Annotated in this window: 15 protein-coding genes; 9 read left to right on the top strand and 6 right to left on the bottom strand. The window is 57.9% G+C overall.

Annotation, left to right across the window (positions count from 1 at the left end):
* Positions 1-293 precede the first annotated feature (293 nt).
* The 6 genes from AC4HNJ_RS01365 (at position 294) to AC4HNJ_RS01340 (ending at position 3,530) form a co-directional block, all read left to right on the top strand.
* The gene (locus AC4HNJ_RS01365; protein ID WP_490477729.1) at positions 294-485 is read left to right on the top strand and encodes a hypothetical protein; all 192 of its coding nucleotides are present in this window, start codon (positions 294-296) and stop codon (positions 483-485) included.
* A gap of 160 nt (positions 486-645) precedes the next feature.
* Positions 646-1,266, top strand: coding sequence for a hypothetical protein (locus AC4HNJ_RS01360; RefSeq protein ID WP_490477728.1), 621 nt, complete (start codon positions 646-648; stop codon positions 1,264-1,266).
* Between the two features lie 172 nt (positions 1,267-1,438).
* The gene (locus AC4HNJ_RS01355; RefSeq protein WP_490478093.1) at positions 1,439-1,783 is read left to right on the top strand and encodes a hypothetical protein; all 345 of its coding nucleotides are present in this window, start codon (positions 1,439-1,441) and stop codon (positions 1,781-1,783) included.
* Positions 1,784-1,827: 44 nt separating this feature from the next.
* Positions 1,828-2,118: a LysR substrate-binding domain-containing protein gene (locus AC4HNJ_RS01350; RefSeq protein ID WP_490478078.1), complete on the top strand. Its 291-nt coding sequence runs from the start codon at positions 1,828-1,830 to the stop codon at positions 2,116-2,118.
* A 271-nt stretch (positions 2,119-2,389) separates the two neighbouring features.
* Positions 2,390-2,938: a GNAT family N-acetyltransferase gene (locus AC4HNJ_RS01345; RefSeq protein WP_490477727.1), complete on the top strand. Its 549-nt coding sequence runs from the start codon at positions 2,390-2,392 to the stop codon at positions 2,936-2,938.
* 265 nt (positions 2,939-3,203) lie between these two features.
* Positions 3,204-3,530, top strand: a complete 327-nt coding sequence (locus AC4HNJ_RS01340; protein ID WP_490477726.1) for a hypothetical protein — start codon at positions 3,204-3,206, stop codon at positions 3,528-3,530.
* A gap of 97 nt (positions 3,531-3,627) precedes the next feature.
* On the opposite strand, the gene AC4HNJ_RS01335 is transcribed toward AC4HNJ_RS01340, so the two are convergent.
* The 5 genes from AC4HNJ_RS01335 to AC4HNJ_RS01315 form a co-directional block, all read right to left on the bottom strand.
* Positions 3,628-4,032 carry a hypothetical protein gene (locus tag AC4HNJ_RS01335; RefSeq protein WP_490477725.1) on the bottom strand — a complete coding sequence of 135 codons (405 nt, stop codon included), beginning with the start codon at positions 4,030-4,032 and terminating at the stop codon, positions 3,628-3,630.
* Positions 4,033-4,055: 23 nt separating this feature from the next.
* Positions 4,056-4,997: an aldo/keto reductase gene (locus AC4HNJ_RS01330; protein WP_490477724.1), complete on the bottom strand. Its 942-nt coding sequence runs from the start codon at positions 4,995-4,997 to the stop codon at positions 4,056-4,058.
* Positions 4,998-5,089: 92 nt separating this feature from the next.
* Positions 5,090-6,559, bottom strand: coding sequence for an efflux transporter outer membrane subunit (locus AC4HNJ_RS01325; protein WP_490477723.1), 1,470 nt, complete (start codon positions 6,557-6,559; stop codon positions 5,090-5,092).
* Positions 6,560-6,577: 18 nt separating this feature from the next.
* Positions 6,578-8,074, bottom strand: a complete 1,497-nt coding sequence (locus AC4HNJ_RS01320; RefSeq protein ID WP_490477722.1) for a DHA2 family efflux MFS transporter permease subunit — start codon at positions 8,072-8,074, stop codon at positions 6,578-6,580.
* On the bottom strand, positions 8,071-9,180 hold the full coding sequence (locus AC4HNJ_RS01315; protein ID WP_490477721.1) for an HlyD family secretion protein: 1,110 nt from the start codon (positions 9,178-9,180) through the stop codon (positions 8,071-8,073). Before AC4HNJ_RS01315 ends, AC4HNJ_RS01320 begins: the two co-directional genes overlap by 4 nt.
* A 147-nt stretch (positions 9,181-9,327) precedes the next feature.
* On the opposite strand from AC4HNJ_RS01315, the gene AC4HNJ_RS01310 reads away from it, so the two are divergent.
* Both AC4HNJ_RS01310 and mug read left to right on the top strand, forming a co-directional pair.
* On the top strand, positions 9,328-9,957 hold the full coding sequence (locus tag AC4HNJ_RS01310) for a TetR/AcrR family transcriptional regulator (protein WP_490477720.1): 630 nt from the start codon (positions 9,328-9,330) through the stop codon (positions 9,955-9,957).
* Between the two features lie 86 nt (positions 9,958-10,043).
* Positions 10,044-10,586 carry a G/U mismatch-specific DNA glycosylase gene (gene mug / locus AC4HNJ_RS01305; RefSeq protein ID WP_490477719.1) on the top strand — a complete coding sequence of 181 codons (543 nt, stop codon included), beginning with the start codon at positions 10,044-10,046 and terminating at the stop codon, positions 10,584-10,586.
* Positions 10,587-10,665: 79 nt separating this feature from the next.
* Here the strand turns inward: mug and AC4HNJ_RS01300 are convergent, their stop codons facing one another.
* Positions 10,666-11,568, bottom strand: a complete 903-nt coding sequence (locus AC4HNJ_RS01300) for an AraC family transcriptional regulator (protein ID WP_490477718.1) — start codon at positions 11,566-11,568, stop codon at positions 10,666-10,668.
* A gap of 99 nt (positions 11,569-11,667) precedes the next feature.
* Between AC4HNJ_RS01300 and AC4HNJ_RS01295 the strand changes: the two genes are divergently transcribed.
* Entirely contained in the window at positions 11,668-12,432 is a 765-nt protein-coding gene (locus AC4HNJ_RS01295; RefSeq protein WP_490477717.1) for an SDR family oxidoreductase, read from the top strand.
* Positions 12,433-12,480 lie beyond the last annotated feature (48 nt).

The following is a 12,480-nucleotide window of genomic DNA, read 5'->3' as shown; positions in this document are numbered from 1 at the left end:
GTCGCATCGACTCATAGGGGAGAATGAGCGTGGAGACCGTTTGCCAGGCTTGTGGCTATCAAAGAAAACCGACCGATCAGGCACCCGATTGGGAATGTCCCTCTTGTGGCAAGGCGTATATAAAGACCTCGCATGCATCGCCCGGGGCATTGTCGGGTGATGCACGGCGTAACTCCTCAGATTTGCGAACAAACAACACGCCCGCTCGATGGAGCGTTGCATCTCTGATCCTTGGGATCGCGTGCGTTCCGTTTGTGCTTGCGTGGCTATGGTTAATCATTGACACCACGCGCATGACCTCCCACCCGGTGCCACCCGATCGAGTGATCCCGGAAAGGATGAGAGGCGGATGGACCGGCTATGCCACGGCGGCGGAACGGAAGCGGCAGGACGAGGTAGAAGTGTTGCTGCTTTTTCCTGGCTCTTTAGTTCTCCTCGCCTTCTTTATCGCGAGAGGCTTCGACAAGAAGGCGAAAGATGAATGATTAACTTTATAAAATCGCGCAGGGAAAGCTAATTTGAGGCGTCTGCTTTTGACCCAGGCCGTATGAAAACGTGGTCGATCAACAAAGACGTGCCTCCTAAGCAAAATCTGATCGATTTACTGGCCGCGAGTTGGCCAGAATCGGATCCACGCCGATCATTTTGAGCAAGAAACATACAGCAAAAAATTCAACTTTGCGTTTTCATACAGCCTCGACCCGGAACGAACATGGTGATCTCATGGAATCATGGGACGCATCAAGCGACAAAGGGGAGAAAATGACGGATAGCACTGATATCGTAGTCGCCGCACGAAAGCGGTTGTCAGGCATCGATACTGATCTGCTCAAGGAGATGTGGGCCACCGACGGCCGCACCGAATGGGCAGAAGAGGCATTACGCCTCGAATTGATCGAGCGCGGCGCGAACGCACATGAGCTCGACATCATCACGACGCGACGTTCAGAGATTGCTGCGAATGCACCTCCTTCGGTTCGTGGGACACTTTGGAACTATGGAGTTGTCGGACGCCTCCTTACATTCGCCAGCGTCATCCTTTGGCTTCTTGTCGCTCATTTGGTACAGGCCATTAGCGCTGTAGTAGTGACAGGAATTGTCGCCATACTCGGCATTTATGTGTACGTGCTAACCCACCGCACGATCTCTCATAGGCGACACCCCGTTGCAGGGGTAGCAAGCTTCGCCATGCTCTGGCAACTCGGCGAAGCTTGGGTGATTCTGCTAGTTGCAATCACCGTCGCTGGTTTCACTTTTGCGGGATAAGTGTCATAGATATGGACATCTGCTCGACATCAATATCCGCACCCCACCCAAAGCAGTTATCTCAGATGCTTGGCTTTGCACAGGCGCGCAGCGCGCTCAGCCGACTTGGGCTCATACTTGACGAGTATAAGTCCTCCCACTCAAACTGATGTAAGGACTCGGGGGAAATTGAATGGACAACACGACCAAGGACCCGGCGCAGGAGCGTCGTCGGTTGCGGGCCGCTATAGAAAGCATGAAGCAGAAAAGGAATCTGGCGGTAGGTGGTTTCGTCGCCGCCATTGGCTGTCTGTATACTTCAGAGCGTATGGATGGTTTGCCTGATGCAGTGCGCTGGGGTATGCGTGCAGCAGCACCTCTCATTTTCGTGCCCCTTGCATTACCCTTTCTGCGCTCGCCGTGCCCACAATGCAAGAATCGCTATCACTCCGTGGCGAGCCTGTTTCGGCATCCTGACCGGACACTTCCCTGCAAATTTTGTGGGTTTCAAATTGATAAACACGTATCGATGTATTGATCGTCAAAACCCGGGCCGCCAAGGTCTAATTCATCGACGAAGACATCGATAACACGCATGGGATTATCGTCGTCGATGTAGTCGTACGTGTCGACGGACAATTCACCTTCAACAATCTCAGCCTCATGATGGACGCAGCTTTGGCGGCCCTTGGCTTCGCCTATGTTCCAGAGGGTGAAGTACGCCCGCACATTGCGCGCGGCGCACTTCAAGCGGTGTTGGAGAACGGGTCACCACCCTACCCTGGATACCGTCTGTTTTACCCAAGCCGGCGCCAACACTCGGCCGCCTTCGCACTGATCGTGAAATCCCTTCGGTTTCAGGAACGCATTTAACGGCCGCGTGCCGCCAGACGATTCCGTCAGTTCGTATTATCAGTATGCGCTAGTCGATAAATTGAACATTCGCTTCTTACGCCGCTTCCGAATGAACACCGCATGGTACTTACCGTCCCATCGCACATGACTCAAGCTTTGATACGCTTTTATCGTGAATCTCATCTCTTGCTTAAGATTTCAGGTTCACAATGACCGCCATATAGGTCGAACCTTGGTGAGTCCCCCGGCAAAGCCGCAGGCTTACCGCATGACCGAGTCAGGAGTGGGCATGTTCGAACCCATCACGATCGATACCCATCGTCTGCGCCTTCGTCCTCTTCGCATGGAAGATGCCCAAGCCTTTTTCAAAATATGGTCCGATTCCGAAGCGGTGCGTTACTTTTCCTTCCCACCCATGCAGGATATCGGGCAGGCGCATGCTCGCATTGCTGAGAAATTGCAGTCTTCGAGAGACGGCAGCAGCGTGACTTGCGTTATCGAATTGAGCGATACCGGCGAGGTACTTGGCGACTGTGGGCTGTTTAATGGCGTCTCGCAGTCCAGGCGCGCGGAGATCGGGTACTGCCTCAGCCGCAAGCACTGGGGCAACGGGTACATGATTGAAGCCGCTGATGCGCTGATCGAGCAAGGTTTCAAGCGAGTTGGATTGCGCCGCATCGAAGCAGATATCGATCCTCGAAACCAGCCTTCTATCCGACTGATTGAACGCCTGGGCTTCATGCGCGAGGGCTTTCTGCGAGAGCGATGGATGATTGGCGGGGAGATTGCGGATACCGTGCTTTACGGTCTCATTCAAAGCGACCGTTATCCGGCCTGAAGACTCGCTACGTTCTCGCCATGAGCGTGCGCCAAAGCGATCATGCGTGCGGCGCATGGGAAGAGACCGCTTTCGCGCGAGCCTCAAAAATCAGAAATCCCCTACAGACACATTTATTGCGCTTGGATACTCTCGGGTGGTCACCCACGCTGTCGTTTGTTGGGCTACGTGGGTGACCATTGCAGCAATGCAGTGAAAGCGCGGATCGCATGGGATAGCAGCCCATACGACCCGCTGACCACAACCAGCTAACACGGAGTTGATCATGGCTACCACGGATCATACGGCACGCGCACGCCTGCCAAAACCCTTCGGGCCGCTTGGCCCTCCGCCTCGACGAGGCTGCAAGGATCCGGAACGTGCGGAACGCCAAGCGTGCCTCACGAAGATCGCTGAAATGGCTTTGGCAATCCACGTTATCCAAAAATTGCTGAGCAACAGCGAAGCTTTCCACCGAGCGAAAACGATGGGCGCCCCGGCTGGGGCATATCAATGGCCGTTGAACTCGACCCAAGTGGAAGGGCTGCATGCCGCACTGCATGTACTTCGCCAGCAGAACGATGAGCTGCTGAAGACCGAAGGCATCGGCTAGATCGTTCGCGCGCGTATGATCCTTGCCCGCGACACACCACGTGGAGGCTGGTGTGTCGCACTTGGGATGGGCATATGAAGGCGCTATCGGTTGAGCCTCAGTCGTTACCGTATTCGGCTGGAACAACGCCATCGCCCGCCCTCAGGCCAAAAAGAAGACGGCGCTTGATTGACTTGACGATCGATAGCATGCCTTCGTTTTGGATGTGTGCGCCCCGCACATTTCGGGTCGTTACATCAATAAGGCGCGGGCCATCGCAGAGTGCTGCGACCCTATGGATTTCGCCGTCTGCTTCCATTGCGGGCTGCGTGGCGGGGGACGTATCGCAATACGCTGCGTCGGCCAAATTCCGCTCCGAATTAATATAAAGAACAATGCGGGGACCGGCGGCGAGTTTTTGCTGGCCCGCTGTGGTGGTCGCGTACTGGGGTGACGTCATTACATAAGGAGTCTCTTTCGTTCCACGTGGCTTGCATAAATGCACGCGCTTCACTTCGATCATGCCGAAAGCGCAAGGCGACACTCTCACCGGGGGCGTGGAACAAATCCGGGCACACCAGTCTCGACCACCGCGTTCAAGCGGATGTTGGTGGTGATGTCTTGCTGCATCGCCTGCATGGCGTCTTGAGGCAGCAGAGAAATGTCGAAGTTTTCCTTGATATGCGCCGGGTTGGTCGACGTTGTGAGGAACGCGGTGCCGCGCTGTACTGCCCACGCCAATGCCACTTGCGCAGGCGTCTTGTTGACGCGCTGTGCAATGGCCTTGATCACGGGGTCATCCGTTATGCGCGGTTCCATGCCATGCCCTAGTGGCGCGAAGGCGAGCAGCACGATGCCATGTTGTTGGCAGAAGTCGAGCAGCTCCCATTCGGGAAGATAAGGGTGGCACTCCACTTGAACGACGGCAGGCTTGATGCGCGCAACCGCGACGATCTCCTTTAGCTTGTCCAGGGTGATATCGGACAACCCAATGGCGCCGCACCTGCCGTCATCCATCAAACGCTCCATCTCGCGCCACGTCTCAACCAGCGTGACTTGCTCGTCATAGATGGGCGCACCCTGCTTATTCATGGGGTACTGCTCGTCGCCAGGCTGGAAGGCAAAAGGTGTATGGATCAAATAGCAATCGAGGTAGTCGAGCTGAAGACGACGCAGGCTTGCCTCGAAGGCAGGCCGCACCCGGTCGGGGCGATGATTGTTGTTCCATAGCTTGGTGGTGACGAACAGCTTCTCGCGGCTGACCGTGCCTGCTTCGAAGGCTTCCCGCAGCGCTTCGCCAACCACGTCTTCGTTGCGGTAGATTTCCGCGCCATCGATGTGCCGGAATCCAACCTGCAGCGCTACGCTGATGGCCTGCCTGGCTGCGACGGGATCTGCTATCAACGTACCGAATCCGACAGCGGGAATCGCTCCGACGCCATGCGTCAACGGAATGCTTGTATTGCGAAAATGCTCAACGGTATGCATGTTTGTATCCTCTTTTCTTAAAACGTCTGCGGCATTCATGGCTGATTGCGCCGCATGTCGAGATGCCGGATGAAAGGTATTCATCCGAACATTCATGGTTTCTCACGGTAGGCCAGGCGTTGCTCGAAGGCGCCGCTGGAATGGCCGCCGAGTGCGACGGATAGCTGCACGATGTCGAGATAGCGCGCGGTCTTCGCCTGAATCTGGCCGATCACGGCGCGCTGGTAGCTGCGTTCGGCGTCCAGTACTTGGAGCACGCCGATTTCACCTACCTGATAGCCGCGCTGGTTTAACTGCAAGCTCGCTTCGGCGGCGCTCAGCGCGCGCTCCTGCGCGGCATATTCGTCACTGTCATGGTTGATCGCTTGCAACATGTCCGCTACCTGGCCCAAGGACTGGATGACGGTTTGCCGGTAGTCGGCGAAGGATGCCTTGTACGCGTCGATGGCACCGCGACGATTCGCCTTGAGCGTTCCGCCTTCGTAGATCGGCCCGGTCAGGCCGGTTGCCATGCCCCAAAGCGTTCCGATGCCGGGGCCTGCCTGGGTGAGCGAGGCCGAGAGCTGCAGATGCGGGTACATATCCGCCGTTGCCACGCCGATCGCGGCACTCGCTGCATGGAGCTGCGCTTCCGCTTCAAGAATGTCCGGCCGATCGCGCGCAAGTTCGGAGGGCAGACTGACCGGCACGTGTTCTTGCAGGGCGAAATCGCTCAGCTCAAAGTCCGGCGGCATCCAGTCAGCAGGGCCCTTACCCACCAGGATGGACAACGCGTGCTTCGCCACGTCGCGTTGCTGCGCGAGGGGTGGCAGCAACGTCTCATCTTGTGCGAGTTGCGTGGTAGCCAGCTCGATATCGACTTGCGTGGTGCTGCCGTATTGATGTGCTGAGCGAACCAGTTCGAGGTTTCTTTTGTCATCAGCAATCAGCATCTGCACGACCTTAATCTGAGCGCTGGCGGATGCAAGCCGCAGTGCCTCGCTGGCGACGTCGCCGGTCACGGTCAGGTAGGCTGCATCAAATCGATGCCGCTGAAGTTCGGCGAGTGCCGTGCGTTCTTCGACCAGCCGTTTCGTGCCGCCGAATAGATCGAAATCGAAGCTCACTTGCGGCCCGACCGCGTAGAAGTTGGACGTGATGTTGTCGTACCCGTAATTCGCCCGCTGACGGCCGCCCTGAGCACCGAACCCTATATGCGGACGCAAGCCACCCGCAGCGGAAGCCACCGCTTCGTTCGCCTGGGCAATCGTGGCATCCGCGGCTTGCAGATCGAGATTGCCGGCGATGGCTTCATGCATCACCTCGTCGAGTTTCGCGGAGCCAAACACCGACCACCAATCGTCATCCATCCTCTTGCCGAGATCGATCTGCGGAGCGTCAGCCGCCGGGTCCGCGCGACTGAGTTTCTGTTCGGCCTGGGCGTCGTAGTGCTGCGAGGTTGGCGCCGCCGGTCTTTCAAAGTTGGGCCCTACCATGCACGCAGAGAGAAGCACGGACAAGGTGGAAGCAAGCATGACCGTGCGGGCAGCGCCCCCTAACGACATTGATTTGATCAGTTTCATGTTGCGACTCCGGAAATCTCAGTGGGCAGCACGTGGCTTGCGAAGCAACAGAACAAGCGGACTCACGATCAGCATGGCCATCATCAGGATCTTGAATTGATCGATGATCGCGACAATCGCCGCCTGGCCAGTGACCCACTCGTTCAACATGGCCAGTCCATGCAGCGACGGCACGCCACCCGCAAGGCTGGCGATGCGGTAGGGCCTGAGGTTATTGGCGAGCGCCAAGTGCATGCTCTGGGTGTTGTTGAAAAAGAAGATCTGCACAACGGCAATGCCGATCGTGCTGCCATAGAGCCGCGACAGATTGAAGAACAGCGCGCCTTCCGGATGAAATTTCGCGTCTAGCGTGCTGAAGGCGGCCCGGGTCAGTGCGGGCATCAGAATGCCCAGGCCCGCACCTTGCAAAGCGCCGGCCCAAACCACCGGCCACCAGTACATCAGCGGCGAGTAGCCAAGCATCCGCCAGTTGCCGTAGATCACCAGAGCCAGGCCGCTGATCACCAACAACCGGTTGTCGATGCGTGCCGGCGGACGCCACGTCAGGAGTAATGCGCTTATCAAGGCGACGCCTCGCGGAATCGTGATGTCGCCCGCGGTGTGCGCCGGGTAGCCGAGCAATTCCTCAAGCATGGGGGAAGTCAGCGCCAAGGTTGGCAGCAGGACGAAGCCAAGCGCGAAGAACATCATGGTCGAAAGACTGTAGTTGCGATCCTTGAATAAGGCCTTGTTGAAGAAATGCCTGTCTTTCGTCAGCACATGCACGATGAAGAGATAGAAGCCGAGCGCAGAGGCGGTGGCGTCCGCCCAGATCTCCGTCGACGCCCACCACTCCATGCGCTCGCCACGGTCGAGCAGCATCTGCAGCCCAACGACGCCCATCGAGAAAGTGGTCAGTCCGAAGAAATCGAAAGCGGGGGTTTTCTCGGCTTTCTTTTCCTTCAGGTAGAAACCCATCGTCAACGCAATGAACGCGGCTAACGGAAGGCTGAGATAGAAGATCGAACGCCACCCGGCATATTCGCTGAGCCAGCCACCGATACCCGGGCCACTGAGCATGCCCAGCAACGATGACACGCTCCATGCAACGCCGATGCGCCCATGCCGCAGAGGTGGCAGTTCATGCATCAGTATCGCCATCGATAGCGGCGCGAGCGTGCCGCTCGCCGCGCCCTGGATGATGCGTGCAGATACGAATTGCAGTGGTGTCGTTGCCAGCGTGTCGAGTATGAGCCCGAGGCTGAAGAGTACGATGGAGGCCTGAAAGACCGCTTTCCTTCCATACTTGCCCGCCAGCCAATGCGTCATCGGCATAACGATGGCGCTTGCGGCGAGGTAGGAGGTAAAGACCCAGCCGATCTCATCGTCGGTCATCGACAAGGCGCCCTGCACGTACAATATCGCCGCATTCGGGATCGATATGTTCATCGCTTGCATATAGGTCGCGAGTAACGCGGCGATGACCAGGAACCGATGAGAGCTCGGTTCGGCGCCGCTATCAAGAACAGCGTTCATGAACCTGCTCCGATGCCGGAACGTGCTGCATAGCTGTCCTGCCGGGTATTGACGTGCGCGGTGACACTCATGCCCGAATACAGCGGCCACCTCGGATCGATGTCGTCGAACTCCAGCCGCACTGGCAAGCGCTGCACCACCTTGACCCAGTTGCCCGTGGCATTTTCAGGCGGCAATACCGCGAATTCCGATCCTGTGCCTGGGCTGATGCTGACTACATGCGCCTTGAAATCATGCCCGGGATAGGTATCCACATCGACGATCGCCGCCTGACCCGGTCGCATATGCGTCAGACCGGTTTCGCGGAAATTCGCCTCTACCCAGACATGCCGGCTCGATATCATCGAGAACACCGTGGCGCCGCTACTGACGAAATCACCTGCCTGAAGATCATCAACCTTGGTCACGATACCGTCGTCCGGTGCGACGACACGGGTGTAGGAGAGATCAAGCCGGGCGCGATCCCATTGCGCTTTTGCTTCACGGACCGCTGGGTGCTGATCGACTTGGATGTCGGGGTTGCCATCCAATTCGGCGACGGTGCTGGAGACCGCTTGCTGAACCGACACAATGCGCTGCCGTGCGACCATGAGATTGGTTTCGGCCTGTTCGTACGCGGAGCGGGAGGTGAAATCCGTGGCGAGCAACGCCTTCCTGCGCTGATATTCGTGCTCGGCGAAATCAGCCGAAGCCTTCGCTGATGCCACATTGGCCAATTGCTGGCGATAAGTCGCCTTGAGCGCTTCGACTTGCAGGCGTGCGCTGTTGAGCCGTGCCTCGGCTTGTTCCACGGCAATTCTGTAAGGCGCCGGATCGACCTGGAACAATAGCTGCCCTGCATGGACCCGTTGGTTGTCCCTTACCGCAATGTTCACCACCTGCCCGGGGACTCTCGCATTGATGGAGACCTTCGCAGCTTGCACAAAGGCGTCATCGGTCGTGACTTCATGTGCATCCGCCAGGTATTTGGCGCTGCCTCCTATCGCCAGCAGCAGCGGCAAGGCTGCCATCAGGGGGCCGCGCAATCTTGCCTTGATGCTCCGGGTTGCCATCTCGGCGCGATCCGAACCCAGGCCGCCGATCATTTCCTCAGATTGTTCGCGCATCCCAGAGTCCTCAATAGCTGCAGGCACAAGGCGAAAACCGTTGGCCTAGCTCATCCGCTGACCAACCCTCACCTCGGCTCCATGCATGTTGAATTTTGTACCGTTTCGAATAATAATCATCAAAACAATCCGAGGTCAAGTATTTTTATGCGAATTAGTACAAAAAAAGGCAAGGCCGAAAAAAGACCCCGTGGCCGGCCGCGTGCCTACCAGCCTGAGACGGCTCTCCGACAGGCAGCCGAGGCGTTCTGGAAGACCGGTTATGCCGGTACGTCGCTCGACGATCTTTCTGCTGCAACCGGCATGAACCGGCCTAGCCTGCGTGCAGCGTTCGGCGATAAGCACGAGATCTATGTCAAGGCGTTGAGCGACTATTGGGAGCGCAAATTCGCGGTGATGCGCAAAGCCTTCGAGAGCGGTGGCAACTTGGCCGAGACCTTGATGAAGGTCTACGAGGCCGCGCTATCCATCTATTTCTCTGGCCATGACCAGGTGCTTGGATGTTTCGTGGTCGGTACTGCCATTACGGAGGCGCCGGTCGATCCGGAGATCCGGCGTATTGTTGCGGAGGGTTTCCGTGCACTCGATGCCGATTTCGAAACACGCTTCAAACTCGCACGTAGCGCTGGAGAATTGAAAGAGGACGCTGATCCTAAAGCCCTCGCTCTGCTCGCCACGGCGACGATGCATAGCATGGCCGTCCGCGCCCGCTCCGGCACCTCGCGTAGCGAACTGAAGAAGCTTGCGCAGAAAGCAGTCACCGTGATCTGCGGCTGACCGTCAATGCGATCACCATTTGTGAAGCCAGCAAGAACATGTCCGGATATCGCACACAGACGTGCCACGCGCTTGAGAGGCGGGTCGTGACAGACGGGCTCCCCGACATCCTTGCCCGACACCTCAAGGTTCTGTTCTGCGGGATCAATCCTGGCATGACAGCGGCTGCGACGGGACATCATTTCGCCGGAAGAAGCAATCGCTTCTGGCGGGTTATCCACCTCGCAGGGTTTACACCTGAGGAAATTTCGCCGCAGGACGATCGCGCCATACTCCGATATGGGTGCGGCGTAACCTCCGTGGTAAAGCGACCGACCGCGCGTGCAGATCAACTTTCGCCAGAGGAATTCACTTCCGCCGCGGTCGAATTCGAACAGAAGATCGCGCGCTACGCGCCACACGTTGTCGCCTTTCTGGGCAAAGCGGCGTACTGCGCGCTCTCAGGTCAACGAGACATCGCCTGGGGATTGCAATCGACTCGCATGCAAGGCGCCGCCATCTGGGTTCTACCCAATCCGAGTGGGAGAAACCGTGCCTTCCCGCTCGGCCATCTGGTCGAAGCGTATCGCCAACTTCATGTCGCAGTAGCTGCCCTTCAATCACCGCCACGGAGCCGCTCGCTCCGTTGAGCAAGGGCTTGGAAACAGGACATGCAAAGTTCCGCTCCTGTAAATAACCGTGGAAGGGAAAGCAAAGTCGGGAGCGTTGTCATGGCATCTTCTGCCGCACATATCGCATGGGTGACATGCCCACATAGCGGGTGAAGGCAACACTGAATGTGCTGGTGGAGCTGTAGCCGACGCGTTCGGCCACTTCCCCAACGCTTCCTTCTTGACGCCGCAGCAGGTTCTTGGCCAGAGCCATGCGCCAGGCAAGCAGATACGCCATCGGTGCAACACCGATGGCTCGGCTGAATCGCTCGAAGAATGCCGAGCGTGAGAGTGCCGCTTCTTTGGCGAGCTGTGCAACCGTCCAGGGCTGGGCCGGGCTTTCATGTATTCGCCGTATCGCGGATGCGAGGCGCTCATCGGCGAGTCCACGCAAAAGGCCTGGTGACGCTGCGATACCCGCTGCGGATCGAAGGGCCTCGATGAAAAGAACCTCCAGCAGGCGGTCCAGGATGACATCGCGTGCGGGCCGCTGCCCACGGTATTCCTCTCTGAGCAGTTGCACGAGCGTGCCCAGTCGTTTCTCGCCGCGAACGTGTACGAGTTGCGGAAGGAGTGGAACCAGTAGCACTGCGTCCGGCGAGTCGAAAACACAGTGACCTACCAGCCATCGAACATCAGCTGGGACATTTTGCGTGCCGAGCCTGAATTCGCCTTCGGGCAATGCAACGGGCAACGAGTCGATATCCTCCGGCGTCGGCGGCTCCAGGCTTGTCACCATGAAACCATGTGCCGCCGGGATCAGCACAAAATCTCCTGCCTGCAGGGTCATCGGTGGATGTCCGTCGACATGGAGACGGTTGGAGCCTTCGAGAATCACGCAATAGAAAGGTTGCCCCTGTTCCGTGCGGCGCACGCTCCAGCGCCCAGCGCCACTGATCGCCTTGGAAAAGCGCGCACTCGGCTGAAGCAAGGTGACGATCTCCGCGAGTGGATCGGTCATGCCAGGACTCTCGCAAAAGAAACTTGGACTTTCGATTGTAGTCAGTCCTGGCTCGGCATCCTATTGTCTCGTCATGGCAAACCCATCACTGGAGTCTTCATGAAAACCGTCCTGATCACCGGGTGCTCGTCCGGGTTCGGCCTTGAAACCGCGCAGTATTTCCTCGACCACGGTTGGAAAGTGATCGCCACGATGCGTTCTCCGCGCGACGATGTTTTTCCCGGCGCTGAGCATCTGCGTGTACTTGCTCTCGATGTCACGCGTGCGGAAAGCATTCGCCAGGCGTTAGAAGCGGCCGGCCCCATCGATGTCCTGGTCAACAATGCAGGCATCGGCATGTTGAATGCCCTGGAAGGAACACCGATGGACATCGCGCGGGAGATCTTCGAAACGAACACGCTCGGCACGATTGCGATGACGCAGGCAGTGCTGCCTCAATTTCGCCAACGAAAAGCCGGTGTCATCGTGAACGTCACATCGAGCGTGACGTTGAGGCCGCTTCCCTTGCTTTCTGTCTACACCGCCAGCAAGGCAGCCATAAATGCATTCACCGAATCGCTGGCATTGGAGCTGGAGTCATTCAATGTAAGAGTAAGACTGGTGCTGCCAGGACGTGCCCCGGAGACTCGCTTTGGCGAAAACGCACGGTCGCGAATGCAATCCGGCTTCCCCGAGGCATATACCGAACTCGCGCAGCGTGTCTTCGCAGGATGGGAACAATCGACGGCTATCACGCGATCGATGGATGTCGCCGAAGCGGTGTGGCGTGCGGCGAACGATCCATCAACTCCCCTTCGCACAGCGGCCGGCGCCGACGCCCTGGCGTGGGCTGAGTCCCATGCAGGCCGGAGTGCAAGCGCCTAGTTCGTCAACTGCCCTATGCGGCGTAGGCGGCGATCGATTCCGCCAACT

It is taken from the genome of Dyella sp. SYSU CM1112, from assembly GCF_058216415.1.
The sequence above is the reverse complement of the archived record's forward strand: the minus strand, read 5'-3'. Positions and strand labels throughout refer to the sequence as shown.

Excerpts from the sequence above, each read along its gene's own strand:
- AC4HNJ_RS01365 (WP_490477729.1), top strand. The coding sequence starts at position 294 with ATGACCTCCCACCCGGTGCCACCCGATCGAGTGATCCCGGAAAGGATG.
- AC4HNJ_RS01355 (WP_490478093.1), top strand. The coding sequence starts at position 1,439 with ATGGACAACACGACCAAGGACCCGGCGCAGGAGCGTCGTCGGTTGCGG.
- AC4HNJ_RS01345 (WP_490477727.1), top strand. The coding sequence starts at position 2,390 with ATGTTCGAACCCATCACGATCGATACCCATCGTCTGCGCCTTCGTCCT.
- AC4HNJ_RS01340 (WP_490477726.1), top strand. The coding sequence starts at position 3,204 with ATGGCTACCACGGATCATACGGCACGCGCACGCCTGCCAAAACCCTTC.
- AC4HNJ_RS01335 (WP_490477725.1), bottom strand. The coding sequence starts at position 4,032 with ATGATCGAAGTGAAGCGCGTGCATTTATGCAAGCCACGTGGAACGAAA.
- AC4HNJ_RS01330 (WP_490477724.1), bottom strand. The coding sequence starts at position 4,997 with ATGCATACCGTTGAGCATTTTCGCAATACAAGCATTCCGTTGACGCAT.
- AC4HNJ_RS01325 (WP_490477723.1), bottom strand. The coding sequence starts at position 6,559 with ATGAAACTGATCAAATCAATGTCGTTAGGGGGCGCTGCCCGCACGGTC.
- AC4HNJ_RS01320 (WP_490477722.1), bottom strand. The coding sequence starts at position 8,074 with ATGAACGCTGTTCTTGATAGCGGCGCCGAACCGAGCTCTCATCGGTTC.
- AC4HNJ_RS01315 (WP_490477721.1), bottom strand. The coding sequence starts at position 9,180 with ATGCGCGAACAATCTGAGGAAATGATCGGCGGCCTGGGTTCGGATCGC.
- AC4HNJ_RS01310 (WP_490477720.1), top strand. The coding sequence starts at position 9,328 with ATGCGAATTAGTACAAAAAAAGGCAAGGCCGAAAAAAGACCCCGTGGC.
- AC4HNJ_RS01300 (WP_490477718.1), bottom strand. The coding sequence starts at position 11,568 with ATGACCGATCCACTCGCGGAGATCGTCACCTTGCTTCAGCCGAGTGCG.
- AC4HNJ_RS01295 (WP_490477717.1), top strand. The coding sequence starts at position 11,668 with ATGAAAACCGTCCTGATCACCGGGTGCTCGTCCGGGTTCGGCCTTGAA.